Source organism: Lysobacter sp. DMC97, assembly GCF_056313745.1.
In genome coordinates, this window is sequence record NZ_JBQUZR010000005.1 from 393018 (window position 1) to 408431 (window position 15414).

Genomic DNA, 15414 nt, shown 5'->3' on the forward strand with positions numbered 1-15414 from the left:
GGACACATGTGCGCCGCATGATGCCACGCCGGCGGAGGGGGCCGGAAGGCGAGGTTTCACGAAACGGGACGCGCGCCGCGGCTCAGCCGGCGGGCACGAACTCGAGCGCGGGCGCCGGCGTCAGCCAGGGCATCAGCCAGTGGTCGACCAGCAGGAACACGAACAGCGCCATCAAGTAGACCACGGAGTAGTGGAACGTGCGCATGGCGAAGAAATCGTCGGGCGGATCGAGCAGCCGCCACGCGTACCACAGGAACACGCCGCCCAGCACCAGCGCGCCGCCGAGGTAGAACATGCCGCTCATGCCCACCGCCCATGGCAGCACGGTCACCACCACCAGCAGTACGGTGTAGAGCAGGATCTGCCAGCGCGTGTAGGCCACGCCGTGGGTCACCGGCAGCATCGGCACCAGCGCGCGGGCGTAGTCCTCGCGGCGGAAGATCGCCAGCGCCCAGAAGTGCGGCGGCGTCCACACGAAGATGATCAGCACCAGCAGCAGCGCATGCGCCCAGTCCCATGGGTTGCGCATGCCGGTGACCGCGGCCCAGCCGAGCAGCGGCGGCGCGGCGCCGGCGATGCCGCCGATCACGATGTTCTGCGGCGTCGCGCGCTTGAGCCACGCGGTGTAGACGACCGCGTAGCCGATCAGCGACGCGAAGGTGAGCGCGGCGGTGATCGGATTGACCAGCGCGATCAGCAGCGTCATCGACACCGCGCCCAGCGCGACCGCGAACGCCAGCACCTGCGCGGGCTTGAGCGCGCCGGTCGCGAGCGGACGATGCGCGGTGCGCACCATCACCCGGTCGATGCGCTGGTCGATGAGATGGTTGATCGCCGCCGCGCTGGAGGCCGCCAGCCAGATGCCGAGGAACCCGAACACGCTCTCGCGCAGCGGCGGCAGCCCCGGCACGGCCAGGAACATGCCGACGAAGGCGGTGAACACGATCAGCGCCACCACCCGCGGTTTCGTCAGCGCCCAGTATTCGCGCATCGGGAAGGCCATCGCAGGTCAGTCCGCCGGTGGCCGGACGCGGGCGAGCAGACTCACCAGCAGGAACAGCAGCAGCGCGGCGCCCGCGTTGTGCAGCGTCGCCACCGGCAGCGGCAGGCCCAGCACGACGTTGGCGATACCCAGCCCCACCTGTGCCAGCACCAGCACGCCCAGCACCACGCCGGTCAGCCATAGTCCCGGCGTGCGCAGCAGGCGCCACGCCAGCGCCAGCAGGTACACGAACACGATCACCGCCATGCCGCGATGCGCCATCTGGATGGCGATGCGCGAGGCGCCGTCGAGCACGCCGCCTTCGTAGTCCACGCCGACGCCGCGCCAGAGCACGAAGCCTTCGCGGAAGTCGGTCGGCGGGATCCACTGGCCGACGCAGGTCGGGAAGTCGTTGCCGCAGGCGAGCGCGGCGTAGTTCGAGCTGACCCAGCCGCCGAGCGCGATCTGCGCACCGACCACGATCACCGCGCCGATCAGCCAGCGCCGCATCGTCGCCACGCCGGCGATGCGCACCGGAATGTCGGTCGCACGCCACGCCATCCACGTCAGCAGCGCGAACGTGGTCATGCCGCCGAGCAGGTGGCCCATCACCACGATCGGCTTCAGCAGCAGCGTCACCGTCCACATGCCCAGCAATGCCTGGAACACGATGGTCATCAGCGTCAGCGCGGCCACGCGGGACAGGTCGTCGTTGCTCCAGCGCAGCGCGGCCGCGAGCAGCAGCGCTTCGCCGGTCGCGGCCATGGCGAACGCCGCGTCGTGCTGCCCGTGCATGTACAGCGGGATGCCGACGCCGATGCACGCCGTCGCGGCCAGCACCCAGGCGACGCCGAACCGGCGGCGACGCGCGGCCAGCAGGGCCAGCAGCAACACCAGCGTGCCCAGCGTCGCGGCGAGATGGCGATGCACCTGCTCGCGCCACGCCTTGTGGGTCTCGAACGGGCGGATCGCGCTGGCGGCGTGCGAAGACGCTTCCGACATCGCCTGCGGCCACGTGGCGCGGCCGTAGCAGGTCGGCCAGTCCGGGCAGCTCAGGCCCGCGTTCGACAGGCGCACGAACGCACCGAACACGATCACGCCGAAGGCCAGCGCGACGGCCAGCCAGGCGATCCGGTGGAAATGGCGATACGGCGGAGACCGATGGGCCGCGGGGGTGAGCTCGTTCATTGCATCTTCAACAGTCGGGCGAGGTCCTTGCGCATCAGTGCGATGTCGGCCCCGGGCGGATAGCGGAGTATGACAAATCCGTACGGATCGACGACGTACACCGGCGCGCCGGCCGGATCGGTCGATTTCGGCAGGCGTGCGCGGAACGCGGCGTCGTCGGCCAGCAGGCGCATGCCCGGCGGGCGCACGGCGCCGGCCGGGTAATCGCCCAGCCACAGCAGCTCGATGTGCTCGGCGTCGCGGCCGAAGATCTCGCGCAGCTTCTCCAGGTCGGCCGCGCGTCGTACGCAAGCGTCGTCGCAGTGCGCGGGCGCCACCACCAGCAGGCGGCGCATGCGCGTCGTCGGCGCCCAGTCGTAGACGCTGCCGTCGGCCAGTCGCGGCGGGCTCTGGCGCAGGTCGATCAGCGGATCGAAGCGCTCGCCGTAGGTGGACGGGGCGGGAATCAGCCCGTTCATGTTCAGGAGCTTCGCGAGCAGGATCGGGCCGAAGAAGATCGCGACGATCGCGATCAGCACGCGGCGGCCGCGGCGGCGCTGCGCGGGATCGATCGGCGACGGGGAGGAAGCGTTCATGCGGGGACTCCGGGATTGCGTCGCCTGCGCCGCAGCGTGAGGACGACGGCCGTGATCAGCACGGTCGCCGACAGCGCGAACCACTGCACGGCGTAGCCGACGTGGCGTTCGGGCGGCATGGTGTTGGGCAGGATGTCGAAATCGCGCTCGAAGCCGAAGCCGGCTTCCGGCGCCGGCCGCAGCACGCGCGGCACCAGCGTGGGCGCGTGCAGGCGCGCGCGCAGCGCTGACGGATCGAGCCAGGTGACCAGCAGATCGCCGTCCGGCAGCGCCGCCGGTTCGCCCAGCGCCAGGCCCTTCGACGGCGGCGGCAGCAGCAGGCCGGACAAGCGGGTGCGGGGCGCGTCGCGCGGCACCGCCGGCATGCGCCGGTCGCCGGGAATCGCGACCCAGCCCAGGTCGACCAGCACCGCCGGGCCACCGGCGATCGTGAACACGCGGTAGGCGCGCACGCCGACCTGGCCGTCGCGGCCCTGGTTGTCGAGCAGCACCGCTGGCGCATCGACGAACCGGCCTTCGACGTCGACCCAGTCGTAGGCGCGGTCGCGTGCCGGATCCGCGGCCACGGCGACGGGCCGCGGCCGGCGATCCGACAGCGCCTGCGACGCACGCTGCAGCAGGTCGCGCTTCCATTCCGCACGGCCGAGCTGCCAGAAGCCGAGCGTGGCGAACAGCGCGGCGGCCGCCAGGGCGAACGCCCACAGCACGACGGGACGATGCCGCCAACCGGGCTTCATCCGCGCGGCCTCGCGGCTTGCGATAATCCCGGCTTCTGACCGCGCGATTCCGCGCAACGGGAGTACGTCATGAGCGATTCGTTGAAGACCCTGCTCATCGTCGGGTTTCTGATCCTGATCGTGTGGAATCTCGGCGCCGGCCTGTACTACATGCTGGTCGACAAGGGCCAGACCAAGCGCACCGTGAACGCGCTCACCCGGCGCATCGGGCTGTCGATCGCGCTGATCCTGCTGGTGGTGCTGGCGATCGCCATGGGCTGGATCGAGCCGCACGGCATCGGCCGCAATCCGGCGGGCTGAGCGAACCACCACCGCGACGGCGTCGGCCCTCCGACACCGTCCCGAAGACGAGAAGGCCGGCGTCATGCCGGCCTTCTGCTGTTCGGGGCATGGACCGGACCGCGCCGATCCCTGGCCGCCTGCGTGGATGCAGTGCCGGCGTCGCCGCCGGCCGCGCGATCAGAGCACGTAGACGAACAGGAACAGGCCCAGCCACACCACGTCGACGAAGTGCCAGTACCAGGCCACCGCCTCGAACGCGAAGTGGTTGTCCTTGGAGAAATGGCCCTTGGCGCAGCGCAGCCACATCACCGCCAGCATGATCGTGCCGAGGGTCACGTGCGCGCCGTGGAAGCCGGTCAGCATGAAGAACGTGGAACCGTAGATGCCCGAACCCAGCGTGAGGTTCAGTTCGGTGTAGGCGTGGATGTACTCGGTCGCCTGGAAGTACAGGAACAGGCAGCCCAGCAGCACGGTGGCGCCCAGCCAGACCAGCAGCGCGGTGCGGTGCGCGGCCTTCAGCGCGTGGTGCGCCAGGGTCACGGTCACGCCCGAGGTCAGCAGGATCAGCGTGTTGGTGAGCGGCAGGCCCCACGCCGGGATGGTCTTGAACGCACCACCGACATTGGCCGGACCGGCGCTCGGCCAGGCCGCGCTGAAGTTCGGCCAGAGGTTGGCGTTGGTCATGGCACCGTCGCCCTCGCCGCCCAGCCACGGCAGCGCGAACTGGCGGGCGTAGAACAGCGCGCCGAAGAAGGCGGCGAAGAACATCACTTCCGAGAAGATGAACCACACCATGCCCATGCGGAACGAGGTGTCGACCTGCTTGTTGTAGTGGCCGGCCAGGGACTCGGTGACGACGTCGGCGAACCACTTGAACAGGATCGCCAGCAGGCCGGCGAGGCCGACGAAGAACAGCGGCTTGCCCCACGACATGTGGTTCATCCAGCTCGCCAGACCGACCATCTGGGTGAACAGGAACACCGAAGCGAAGACCGGCCACTTGCTGCCATGCGGCACGAAGTAGACATTCGGATCGTGGTGATCGGCGTGGGCTTGGGCCATGGCGGTCGTCTCGGGGAAGATGCGTCGAAAGGGATCAGGGCGCGCTGCGGGGCGCGGCGGCAGACCCGCCCGGTTTCGCCTCGGTCAGGCGCGCGGTGAGCAGGTCGTTCTTGAAGAAGGTGTACGACAGGGTGAGGCTGTTCAGATCGTCCGGCAGATCGCGGTCGATCATGAAGCGGACCGGCATCTCGCGCGATTCGCCCGCGGCGAGCGTCTGCGCGGTGAAGCAGAAGCATTCGGTCTTGATGAAGTACTTCGAACCCAGCGCCGGCGCGACCGAGGGCGTGGCGCTGCCGACGATGGCGCGGTTGCTGGTGTTGCGGGCGTGGTAGGTCGTCTCGTACAGCTCGCCGGGACGCACCTTCATGCTGCGCCGGGTGGGCGAGAACTCCCACGGCAGCTTCGAATTGACGCCGGCGTCGAAGGTCACGGTGATCAGGCGATCGGAACGCCCGCCCTTGCCGGCCTGTTCGGCGGCGCGCGCGTCGCCCGGGCCCTGTTCGAGGCGGATGCCGAACACCTTCTCGCAGGCGATGCGGTACAGCGGGATCAGCGCGAAACTGAAACCGAACGCCGCCACCGCCACCGCGACCATGGCGCCGAGGCCGAACCGGCGGGAGCGCGGCGTGTGCGGTGCCGTGCTCATTTCATCACCACGTTCAGCACGACGAAGCCGACGTAGAACGCGGCCGCGATGCCCGCGAACAGCAGCGCCGTGCGTCGCGCGGAGGCGCGGCGGGCGGCGATCTGGTCTTCGGGCAGGTGCGGCTGCGTGGTCATGGCGATGATGTGCCCAGTGCGTGCGATCAGGACGTCAGTGCGTGATGTCGCCGTGGGCGAGGTCGCCCGCACCGATCACCGGCGGCGTCTCGAAGGTGTGGTGCGGCGCCGGCGACGGCACGGTCCACTCCAGGCCCTTGGCGCTTTCCCACGCGCGGGCCTCGGCCTTGGCGCCGTGCTTCAGCGAGTGGCGCAGCACGTAGGCCATCATGAACGGCGTGACGAACATGCCGAACGCGCCGATCGAGCTGACGAGGTTCCAGTCGGCGAACACGACGTTGTAGTCGGGGACGCGGCGCTGCATGCCGGCCAGGCCGAGGAAGTGCTGCGGGAAGAACAGCAGGTTCACGAACACCACCGACCACCAGAAGTGGAACGAGGCGAGCTTCTCGCTGTACATCCGGCCGGTCCACTTCGGCCACCAGTAGTACACGGCGGCGATGATCGCGAACAGCGCGCCGGTCACCAGCACGTAGTGGAAGTGCGCCACGACGAAGTAGGTGTCGTGGTACATCGAGTCGGCCGGGACGATGGCGAGCATCAGGCCCGAGAAACCGCCGATGGTGAACAGGATCACGAACGCGATCGCCCACTTCATCGGCGCCTCGAACGAGATCGAGCCGCGCCACATCGTGGTCACCCAGTTGAAGACCTTCACGCCGGTGGGCACGGAGATCAGCATCGTGGCGAACATGAAGTAGATCTCGCCGCCCATCGGCATGCCGACGGTGAACATGTGGTGCGCCCACACGATGAACGAGAGGAAGGCGATCGCCGCGGTGGCGTACACCATCGCCTGGTAGCCGAACAGCGGCTTGCGGCTGAAGGTCGGGATGATCTCCGAGACCACGCCGAACGCCGGCAGGATCATGATGTAGACCTCGGGGTGCCCGAAGAACCAGAAGATGTGCTGGAACATCACCGGGTCGCCGCCGCCCTTCGCGCTGAAGAAGGTGGTCAGGAAGAACTTGTCGGTGAGCAGCATCGTCACCGCGCCGGCCAGCACCGGCATGACCGCGATCAGCAGGAAGGCGGTGATCAGCCAGGTCCAGCAGAAGATCGGCATCTTCAGCAGGTCGACGCCCGGGGCGCGCATGTTGAGGATGGTCGCGATGATGTTGATCGCGCCCATGATCGAGCTGATGCCCATCATGTGGATGGCGAAGATCGCGAACGACAGGCTGTTGCTCTGCAGCGACAGTGGCGGGTAGAGGGTCCAGCCGCCGCTCGGGGCGCCGCCCGGCAGGAAGAAGGTCATCAGCAGCAGCGCGAACGCGAACGGCATGATCCAGAAGGACCAGTTGTTCATGCGCGGCAGCGCCATGTCGGGCGCGCCGATCTGCAGCGGCACCATCCAGTTCGCCAGGCCCACGAACGCCGGCATCACGCCGCCGAAGATCATGACCAGCGCGTGGATGGTGGTCATCTGGTTGAAGAACTCGGGCTTCACGTACTGCAGGCCCGGCTGCATCAGTTCGGCGCGGATCACCACCGACATCGCAGCGCCGATGATGAACATCACGAAGCTGAACACGAGGTACAGCGTGCCGATGTCCTTGTGGTTGGTCGAGAAGAACCAGCGCTCGACGAAGCCCTGCTTGTGGCCGTGGGCGTCGTGACCGTGGTCGAGATCGGCGTGGGTGGTTGCCATGGACGTGTACCTCGGAAAAGGAGCTGCGATCAGCCGGCCGACGGAGCGGCGGCTGCGGCATTCTTCTGGCCGGCGTCGGCGGTGGCCGGGGCGGCGGCTTCGGCGGCGGGCTTGGCATCGGCCGGGGCGGCGCCGTCGGCGGGCGCGGCCGGGGCGGCTTCGGGCGCCGGGGCGGGCGCGTTCTTCGCGCGCTCGGCGGCCAGCCAGGTGTCGAACTCGGCCTTCGGCACGGCCTTCACCACGATCGGCATGAAGCCGTGGTCCTTGCCGCACAGTTCGGCGCAGACGCCGCGGTAGAGGCCCGGCTGGTCGACCTGCGTCCAGGCTTCGTTGACGAGGCCCGGGATGGCGTCCTGCTTCCAGCCCAGCGCCGGCACCCACCACGAGTGGATGACGTCGTCGGCGGTGATCAGGAAGTGGATCTTGGTGCCGACCGGCACGACCAGCGGATTGTCGACGTCGCGCAGGTATTCCGGGTGGTTGGCGGTGCGCGCGTCGACGCCGCTCTGGCGAATCTCGTCGCTCTTGCGGTCCAGGCGGCTGGTGAAGGCGACGGTGTCGCCCGGCTTCTCGCCCGGGTACTCGTACTTCCACAGCCACTGGTAGCCGGTGATCTTCACCGTCATCTTCGACTCGCGCAGGTCGTACATCGCGAAGATCTTGTGGGTAGCCGGCACCGCCATGACGATCAGCAACAGCACCGGGACCACGGTCCAGACGATCTCCAGGCGGGTGCTGTGGGTGAAGTTCACGTCCGGCACGGCGCCCTTGGACTTACGGAACTTGACCATCGCGACGATCATCGCCGCGAACACCACCACGCCGATGCCGAAGCAGATCCACAGCGCCAGCATGTGGGCGTCGTAGGCGTTCTCCGACATCGCGGTCGCGCCCTTGCCCATGTTGAGCTGCCAGGGTTTCGGCTCGGTGGACTGCGCGATCGCCGCCACCGGCGCCAGCACCGCGGCCAGGGATGCGCACGCACCCGCCAGCAACGTCCGGCTCCCCTTCGTCCCACCCGCACGCGTTTGCACCATGGTCCAGAACCCCAAGCTGTCTCGACTCCGGAGAGCCGGTTCCGATCGACTCCCGACGGAAATCGATCTTCTCGAAATATTTTCAGGAATGCGCCACACCTGCGGCGGACGCGGGCGGATGCCCGGCCGGCCGCGGTTCGGCGCCCGGGAAACTTGAGAATGGTAGCCGTTCGCTGCGGCGACGGGCAAGCCGAACCGGCGCGCCCATCCGCCTGCGTAGGGGTGTGAAACGCCCCGGCGGCACTGCTAGTATCCGCGCCTCGCCGTCCTCCGGACCGCCGTGAACGCCCTGCTCACCCCCGAATTGCCGGCCGTCCCGGGCCCGTTCCGCGCCGCGATCACCGCGGCCTGGGTCCGCGACGAAGCCCTGCACGTCCGCGAACTGCTGGCTGTCGCCCGCCAGCCCCATCCCGACTGGAGCGCAACCGATCGCGCCGCCATCCAGGCCACCGCGGCCGACCTGGTCCGCCGGGTCCGCGCCCGCGCGCAGGACCAGGGCGCGATCGAAGCCTTCATGCGCCAGTACGATCTCGGCAGCGAGGAAGGCGTGCTGCTGATGTGCGTGGCCGAGGCCCTGCTGCGCATCCCGGACCAGGAGACCGCCGACCGGCTGATCCGCGACAAGCTGGGCGATGCCGACTGGAAGCGCCACCTCGGCCAGTCCGAATCGGTGCTGGTCAACGCCTCGACCTGGGGTCTGATGCTGACCGGCACGCTGGTCGACCTGGCCGACGACACCAAGCGCGACGTCCACAACGCCTTCAAGCGCCTGATCGGCCGCGTCGGCGAGCCGGTGATCCGGCTCGCGGTGCGCCAGGCGATGCGGATCATGGGCCATCAATTCGTGATGGGCCGCACGATCGGCGAGGCGCTCGCGCGCAGCCGCAAGGGCGCCAACGCCGCCTACCGCTACTCCTTCGACATGCTGGGCGAAGGCGCGCTGACCACCCGCGACGCCCTGCGCTACCTCGAAGCCTACCGCCAGGCGATCCACGCGATCGGCCGCAGCGGCAATTTCGCCGGCGGCGACGTCTTCGTGGCGCCGAGCATCTCGGTCAAGCTCTCCGCGCTGCACCCGCGCTACGAGCACGCCAAGCGCGCGCGCGTGTTCGCCGAACTCGGCCCGCGCCTGCTGGAATTGTCGCAGCTGGCGAAGGGCTACGGCATCGGCCTGACCATCGACGCCGAGGAGACCGATCGCCTCGAACTGTCGCTGGACCTGATCTTCGGCGTGCTGGCGGATCCTTCGCTGGCCGGCTGGCACGGCTTCGGCATCGTGGTGCAGGCCTACCAGAAGCGCGCGCCGTTCGTGATCGACCACATCGCCGCGCAGGCGCGCGCGCTGGGTCGCCGCATCCCGGTGCGGCTGGTGAAGGGCGCGTACTGGGACAGCGAGGTCAAGCGCGCGCAGGTCGACGGCCAGCCGGGCTACCCGGTGTTCACGCGCAAGCCGAACACCGACGTGTCGTACCAGGCTTGCGCCTGCCGCCTGCTGGGCGCGACCGACGCGGTCTACCCGATGTTCGCGACCCACAACGCGCAGACCATCGCCGCGATCCACCGCATGGCGTCGGTGCTGCTGGGCGCGGACGCCGCCGCCGGCAACGCGGCGTCGAAGTACGAGTTCCAGAAGCTGCACGGCATGGGCGACGACCTGTACGCCGAGGTCGTGCCGGCCGATCGCCTGAACGTGCCGTGCCGCGTGTACGCGCCGGTGGGCTCGCACGAGGACCTGCTGCCGTACCTCGTGCGCCGCCTGCTGGAGAACGGCGCCAATTCCAGCTTCGTCAATCGCATCACCGACGAGGCCGTCGCCATCGAGGACCTCGTCCGCGATCCGGTCGAGACCGTGTCGGGGTTCGAGAGCATTCCGCATCCGCGCATCGCGCTGCCGGTGGACCTGTACCGCAGCCAGGGCCACGAGAGGGACAATTCCATGGGCATCAACCTCGCCAACGACGCCGCGCTGCACGCGCTGGCCGAGCGCATCAACGACGCCGGCGCCGGCACCTGGACCGCCGCGCCGCTGGTGCCGGGCGCGCAGCCATCGGGCGAGAAGATCGCCGTCACCAACCCCGCCGACCGCCGCGAGACCGTCGGCCATTGGCTGCCGGCGGATGCCGCGACCGTCGAGCAGGCGCTGAAGAACGCCGTCGCCGCGCAGCCCGCCTGGGACGCCACGCCCGCCGCCAGCCGCGCCGCGATCCTCGAACACGCGGCCACGCTGCTCGAATCGCGCATCGCGACCTACATGGCGATGTGCACCAAGGAAGCCGGCAAGACCCTGTCCGACGGCATCGCCGAAGTGCGCGAGGCGGTCGATTTCCTGCGCTACTACGCCGGCCAGGCGCGCAAGCATTTCGCGCCCGAGGCCCTGCCCGGCCCGACCGGCGAATCCAACACGCTGCAGCTGTCCGGTCGCGGCGTGTTCGTCTGCATCTCGCCGTGGAACTTCCCGCTGGCGATCTTCATGGGCCAAGTGGCCGCGGCACTGGCCGCAGGCAACAGCGTGATCGCCAAGCCGGCCGAACAGACCAACCTGATCGGCTTCGCCGCGGTGAAGCTGCTGCACGAAGCGGGCATCCCCGAGGCCGTGCTGCAGTTCCTGCCCGGCGACGGCGCCACTGTCGGCGCCGCGTTGACCCGTGACCCGCGCGTCGCCGGCGTGGCGTTCACCGGTTCCAACGACACCGCGCGCGCGATCAATCGCGCCATGGCCGCGCACGACGGCGCGATCGGCGTGCTGATCGCCGAGACCGGCGGCCAGAACGCGCTGATCGCCGACTCCTCGTCGCTGCCGGAGCAACTGGTGAAGGACGCGATCTCGTCCGCCTTCACCTCCGCCGGCCAGCGCTGCTCGGCCGCGCGCGTGCTGTTCGTGCAGGAAGACATCGCCGACAAGGTCGTCGACATGCTCGCCGGCGCAATGGCCGAACTGAAGGTCGGCGACCCCGGCCTTCTGTCGACCGACGTCGGCCCGGTGATCGACGCCGACGCGCTGGCCCTGCTGGAAGACCACGCCGCGAAGATGGCGACGACCGCGAAGCAGATCGCGGTCGCCGCCACCGACGACAGTGTCGCGCACGGCACGTTCTTCGCGCCGCGCGCGTGGGAACTCACGTCGCTGTCGCAGCTGACCCGCGAGAATTTCGGCCCGGCGCTGCACGTGATCCGCTGGAAGGCCGACCAGCTCGACGCGGTCGTCGACACCATCAACGCCACCGGCTTCGGCCTCACGCTCGGCATCCACTCGCGCATCGACGAGACCATCGACCGCATCGTGCAGCGCGCGAAGGTCGGCAACATCTACGTCAACCGCAACCAGATCGGCGCGGTCGTGGGCGTGCAGCCCTTCGGCGGCCAGAACCTCTCCGGCACCGGCCCCAAGGCCGGCGGCCCGCACTACCTGCCGCGTTTCGCCACCGAGAAGACCGTCACCGTGAACACGACGGCGGCGGGCGGCAACGCCTCGCTGCTGACGCTGGGCGACTGACGTCGCCCACCATCGACGCAGCGACGACGAGGGCCGCGCAAGCGGCCCTTGTTTTTGTCATCCCGAGCGCAGCGAGGGACCTGCTTCTTCGCGAGATGGGTTGCGCGCCCGGACCAAAACCGCTCCCTCGCTGCGCTTGGAATGACAGACCCTGCGATTGCCTCCAATGCCTGACACATCCCCCGCGCCGGCGCCAGTCTGGTCCGCACTGCGCGCGGCGGTGACAATCGAAGGACAACGTCCAACCGCGAAGTCCCGATGTCCAGCACCGCCGCAACGCCAGAGTCACTGCCCGCTCCCGTCCGTCCCGCCGCCGCGATCGCGGCCGCCATCGCCGACACCATCGCCACCGAGATCGCCGCGCAGCCGGCGCAGGTGCGCGCGGCGGTCGGCCTGCTCGACGAAGGCGCGACCGTGCCGTTCATCGCGCGCTACCGCAAGGAAGTCACCGGCGGGCTCGACGACACGCAGTTGCGCGATCTCGAATCGCGGCTGGTCTACCTGCGCGAACTGGAAGATCGCCGCGACGCGATCCTCGCCTCCATCGCCGAGCAGGGCAAACTCACGAAAGCACTGCTCGACGACGTGCTCGCCGCCGACAGCAAGGCGCGGCTCGAAGACCTATACCTGCCGTACAAGCCGAAGCGGCGCACGAAGGCGCAGATCGCGCGCGAGGCCGGGCTGGAGCCGCTGGCGGATGCGATCCTCGCCGACCCGACGGTCGCGCCGGACGTGCGTGCCGCGGCGTTCGTCGATGCGGACAAGGGCGTCGCCGACGCGGCTGCCGCGCTCGATGGCGCACGCGCGATCCTGATCGAACGCATCGGCGAACACGCCGCGCTGGTCGGCGAACTGCGCACGTGGCTGCAGCAGAAGGGCGTGCTGCGCGCGAAGGTGCTGCCGGGCAAGGAAGCCGCGGGCGAGAAGTTCCGCGACTACTTCGACCACAGCGAAGCGCTGGCCGGCATTCCCTCGCACCGCATGCTCGCGCTGCTGCGCGGCCGGCGCGAGGAAATGCTGTCGCTCGACCTCGAACCGACGATGGACGTCGAGCAGGGCCACGCCTACGCCGAAGGCCGCGTCGCGCTGACGTTCGGCATCGCCGCGCAGGGACGCGCCGCCGACAAGTGGCTGGCCGACACCTGCCGCCTCGCGTGGCGCGCGCGCCTGCTGACGAACCTCTCGCTCGACCTCGTCGCCGCCGCGCGCGAGAAGGCCGAGAACGAAGCGATCGCGGTATTCGGCGACAACCTCAAGGATCTGCTGCTGGCCGCGCCCGCCGGCCCGCGCGCGACGCTGGGCCTCGACCCCGGCCTGCGCACCGGCGTGAAGGTCGCGATCGTCGACGCCACCGGCAAACTCGTCGCGACCGACACGATCTATCCGCACGAACCGAAGCGGCAGTGGGACGCGTCGATCGCGACGCTGAAGAAGCTCTGCGCCGTGCATCACGTCGAACTCGTCGCCATCGGCAACGGCACCGCCTCGCGCGAGACCGACAAGCTGGCCGGCGAGCTGATGGCGAAGCATCCGGAGCTGAAACTGACGAAGGTCGTGGTGAGCGAGGCCGGCGCGTCGGTGTATTCGGCGTCGGAACTCGCGGCGCGCGAATTCCCGAACCTCGACGTGAGCCTGCGCGGCGCGGTGTCGATCGCACGACGCCTGCAGGATCCGCTGGCGGAACTGGTGAAGATCGAGCCCAAGGCGATCGGCGTCGGCCAGTACCAGCACGACGTGAATCCCTACGCGCTCGCCCGCGCGCTGGACGCGAAGGTCGAGGACTGCGTGAACGCGGTCGGCGTGTTCGTGAACACCGCCTCCGCCGCGCTGCTGTCGCGCGTGTCCGGCCTCTCGGCGTCGGTCGCGGAGAACATCGTGGTGTGGCGCGACGCGAACGGCGCGTTCAAATCGCGGCGCGAACTGCTGAAGGTGCCACGCCTCGGCGAGAAGACGTTCGAGCAGTGCGCCGGCTTCCTGCGCATCGCCGGCGGCGACGAACCGCTGGACGCCTCGTCGGTGCATCCCGAGGCCTATCCCGTCGTCGAACGCATCGTGAAGAACTGCGGCCGCCCGGTGGCGCAGCTGATCGGCGACGGCGCGACACTGCGCGGCCTGAAGCTCGAACAGTTCACCGACGAGCGCTTCGGCCTGCCGACCGTGCGCGACATCGTCAAGGAACTGGAAAAACCCGGCCGCGACCCGCGTCCCGAGTTCAAGGCCGCACGCTTCGCCGAAGGCATCGAGAAGATCGCCGACCTGCAGCCGGGCATGGTGCTGGAAGGCGTGGTCACCAACGTCGCCGCGTTCGGCGCGTTCGTCGACATCGGCGTGCACCAGGACGGCCTGGTGCACATCTCCGCGCTCGCCGAGAAGTTCGTGAAGGACCCGCGCGACGTGGTGAAGGTCGGCGACGTGGTGAAGGTGAAGGTGATGGAGGTCGACGTGCCGCGCAAGCGCATCGCCCTCACCCGCCGCCTCGACGACGTGCCGGGCGAAGCCCGCGGCGGCAAGCGCGACGACGCGCGCGGTGCGGGTCGCCCGGACGATCGCAACAATCGTCCGCAGGGCCGCGATGCCCGCGGCGGCCAGGGTACGAAGCCGCGCCCGGGCCAGTCGGCGCCGCCGGCGAACACCGCGATGGCCGATGCGTTGCGTGCGCTGAAACGCTGAGGCAACGCGCTACAGTCGATGCGCCCCGCCGCTGTGCGGGGCGTGTCGATCTGCTCGAAGCGTTGCCTACTCGAAGTGGCCCTCGCGCAGCCACTTCGTCGCCACCCATTTCTCGCCGGCGATCACCGGCGCGCCGCCGTGCAGCGTGCGCGTGCGCGGGTCGGGCTGCTCGTAGGAAAAGAACAGTGCGCTGCCGCGCTTGGGCATGAAGCGCATGCCGAGATCGGGGAACGTGGTCTCGCCGCCGCGTTCGGGTTCGCGCAGGTACATCAGGAACGTCGCGATGCGCTGACCGCCGCGCGCCAGCACCGCTCCGGCACCGGGGCCGTTCGGATCGAAATAGTCGTAGTGCGGTTCGTAGCGGTCGCCCGGGCGGTAGTGCAGCACCTGCAGGTGCTCGCCGCGCTCCACCGGCCACGCCAGCAGGCGCGCGACGCGCGCTTCGATCGTGCGTACCAGCGCCGTCTCGCCGCGAGTGAAGAACATGCCGCGGCTGGTCCGCACCAGGTCCTTGCGGCTTTCGCCGGTCTCGATGTCGACGGTCAGCGAACGCTGCATGCGCGGTTGCGCGAGGTCGATCACCGCATCGCATTCGGCATCGCTGAGGAAGCCGTCGAACTGCATCACTTCCGGCGCGTCGATCGCGGCCATGACCGTCACCTGCCGGTCGCCCAGGTCCACGTGCATCGCGCCCTCGGGGACGATCGGCCTCGGCATCTCGGCCCGGCGCGGCAGCGCGGCCGGCGTCGCGGCGGCGGGCGCAGCGGTCGCCTGCGCGGCGGCGTCGGCACTGGCGCGGATCGACATCGCCTGGGCGATCAGGCCCATGGCCACGTCACGGTTCCAGCCGCGGTCCCGCATCGACCGCAGCAGCGCTTCGGCCGGCTGGCCCGCGCGAATCTGCTCGACCAGCCACTGCCTGATCTCGCGATAGTCGGCGTTGAACATCCTTTCTCC

At 69.5% G+C, this 15414-nt stretch carries 13 protein-coding genes; 3 read left to right on the top strand and 10 right to left on the bottom strand.

The window, feature by feature from the left end:
• Positions 1–82: 82 nt before the first annotated feature.
• Genes cyoE through ACT53Q_RS13385 form a run of 4 tightly spaced genes read right to left on the bottom strand, consistent with a single transcriptional unit; the run spans position 83 to position 3482 of the window.
• Positions 83–1003 carry a heme o synthase gene (cyoE, locus tag ACT53Q_RS13370; protein WP_476187136.1) on the bottom strand — a complete coding sequence of 307 codons (921 nt, stop codon included), beginning with the start codon at positions 1001–1003 and terminating at the stop codon, positions 83–85.
• A gap of 6 nt (positions 1004–1009) precedes the next feature.
• Positions 1010–2170 (bottom strand): COX15/CtaA family protein, encoded by a 1161-nt coding sequence (locus ACT53Q_RS13375; RefSeq protein ID WP_476187137.1) that lies wholly within the window; start codon positions 2168–2170, stop codon positions 1010–1012.
• The gene (locus ACT53Q_RS13380; RefSeq protein WP_476187138.1) at positions 2167–2745 is read right to left on the bottom strand and encodes a hypothetical protein; all 579 of its coding nucleotides are present in this window, start codon (positions 2743–2745) and stop codon (positions 2167–2169) included. Before ACT53Q_RS13380 ends, ACT53Q_RS13375 begins: the two co-directional genes overlap by 4 nt.
• Entirely contained in the window at positions 2742–3482 is a 741-nt protein-coding gene (locus ACT53Q_RS13385) for an SURF1 family protein (RefSeq protein WP_476187139.1), read from the bottom strand. The genes ACT53Q_RS13380 and ACT53Q_RS13385 overlap by 4 nt, the downstream gene beginning before the upstream one ends.
• A 69-nt stretch (positions 3483–3551) precedes the next feature.
• Between ACT53Q_RS13385 and ACT53Q_RS13390 the strand changes: the two genes are divergently transcribed.
• A complete protein-coding gene (locus ACT53Q_RS13390; protein WP_476187140.1) occupies positions 3552–3782 on the top strand; it encodes a twin transmembrane helix small protein in 231 nt (76 codons plus the stop codon).
• A 159-nt stretch (positions 3783–3941) separates the two neighbouring features.
• Here the strand turns inward: ACT53Q_RS13390 and ACT53Q_RS13395 are convergent, their stop codons facing one another.
• The 5 genes from ACT53Q_RS13395 to coxB are packed head-to-tail and all read right to left on the bottom strand — an operon-like array spanning position 3942 to position 8294.
• Entirely contained in the window at positions 3942–4826 is an 885-nt protein-coding gene (locus ACT53Q_RS13395) for a cytochrome c oxidase subunit 3 (RefSeq protein WP_476187141.1), read from the bottom strand.
• Between the two features lie 34 nt (positions 4827–4860).
• Positions 4861–5472: a cytochrome c oxidase assembly protein gene (locus ACT53Q_RS13400; protein WP_476187142.1), complete on the bottom strand. Its 612-nt coding sequence runs from the start codon at positions 5470–5472 to the stop codon at positions 4861–4863.
• Positions 5469–5606, bottom strand: a complete 138-nt coding sequence (locus ACT53Q_RS13405; protein ID WP_476187143.1) for a hypothetical protein — start codon at positions 5604–5606, stop codon at positions 5469–5471. The genes ACT53Q_RS13400 and ACT53Q_RS13405 overlap by 4 nt, the downstream gene beginning before the upstream one ends.
• A 34-nt stretch (positions 5607–5640) precedes the next feature.
• Positions 5641–7257, bottom strand: a complete 1617-nt coding sequence (gene ctaD, locus ACT53Q_RS13410) for a cytochrome c oxidase subunit I (RefSeq protein ID WP_476187144.1) — start codon at positions 7255–7257, stop codon at positions 5641–5643.
• 29 nt (positions 7258–7286) lie between these two features.
• Positions 7287–8294: a cytochrome c oxidase subunit II gene (gene coxB, locus ACT53Q_RS13415; protein ID WP_476187145.1), complete on the bottom strand. Its 1008-nt coding sequence runs from the start codon at positions 8292–8294 to the stop codon at positions 7287–7289.
• Positions 8295–8583: 289 nt separating this feature from the next.
• Here coxB and putA point away from each other — a divergent pair, with 289 nt between their 5' ends.
• On the top strand, positions 8584–11787 hold the full coding sequence (gene putA / locus ACT53Q_RS13420; protein WP_476187204.1) for a bifunctional proline dehydrogenase/L-glutamate gamma-semialdehyde dehydrogenase PutA: 3204 nt from the start codon (positions 8584–8586) through the stop codon (positions 11785–11787).
• 258 nt (positions 11788–12045) lie between these two features.
• Entirely contained in the window at positions 12046–14457 is a 2412-nt protein-coding gene (locus ACT53Q_RS13425) for a Tex family protein (protein ID WP_476187146.1), read from the top strand.
• A gap of 66 nt (positions 14458–14523) precedes the next feature.
• On the opposite strand, the gene ACT53Q_RS13430 is transcribed toward ACT53Q_RS13425, so the two are convergent.
• Positions 14524–15405 (bottom strand): 2OG-Fe(II) oxygenase, encoded by an 882-nt coding sequence (locus ACT53Q_RS13430; protein ID WP_476187147.1) that lies wholly within the window; start codon positions 15403–15405, stop codon positions 14524–14526.
• Positions 15406–15414 lie beyond the last annotated feature (9 nt).

Coding starts and splice junctions, on each gene's coding strand:
- ACT53Q_RS13400 (WP_476187142.1), bottom strand. CDS start 5,472: ATGAGCACGGCACCGCACACGCCGCGCTCCCGCCGGTTCGGCCTCGGC.
- ACT53Q_RS13390 (WP_476187140.1), top strand. CDS start 3,552: ATGAGCGATTCGTTGAAGACCCTGCTCATCGTCGGGTTTCTGATCCTG.
- ACT53Q_RS13405 (WP_476187143.1), bottom strand. CDS start 5,606: ATGACCACGCAGCCGCACCTGCCCGAAGACCAGATCGCCGCCCGCCGC.
- ACT53Q_RS13375 (WP_476187137.1), bottom strand. CDS start 2,170: ATGAACGAGCTCACCCCCGCGGCCCATCGGTCTCCGCCGTATCGCCAT.
- cyoE (WP_476187136.1), bottom strand. CDS start 1,003: ATGGCCTTCCCGATGCGCGAATACTGGGCGCTGACGAAACCGCGGGTG.
- ACT53Q_RS13425 (WP_476187146.1), top strand. CDS start 12,046: ATGTCCAGCACCGCCGCAACGCCAGAGTCACTGCCCGCTCCCGTCCGT.
- ACT53Q_RS13395 (WP_476187141.1), bottom strand. CDS start 4,826: ATGGCCCAAGCCCACGCCGATCACCACGATCCGAATGTCTACTTCGTG.
- coxB (WP_476187145.1), bottom strand. CDS start 8,294: ATGGTGCAAACGCGTGCGGGTGGGACGAAGGGGAGCCGGACGTTGCTG.
- ACT53Q_RS13430 (WP_476187147.1), bottom strand. CDS start 15,405: ATGTTCAACGCCGACTATCGCGAGATCAGGCAGTGGCTGGTCGAGCAG.
- ctaD (WP_476187144.1), bottom strand. CDS start 7,257: ATGGCAACCACCCACGCCGATCTCGACCACGGTCACGACGCCCACGGC.
- ACT53Q_RS13380 (WP_476187138.1), bottom strand. CDS start 2,745: ATGAACGCTTCCTCCCCGTCGCCGATCGATCCCGCGCAGCGCCGCCGC.
- ACT53Q_RS13385 (WP_476187139.1), bottom strand. CDS start 3,482: ATGAAGCCCGGTTGGCGGCATCGTCCCGTCGTGCTGTGGGCGTTCGCC.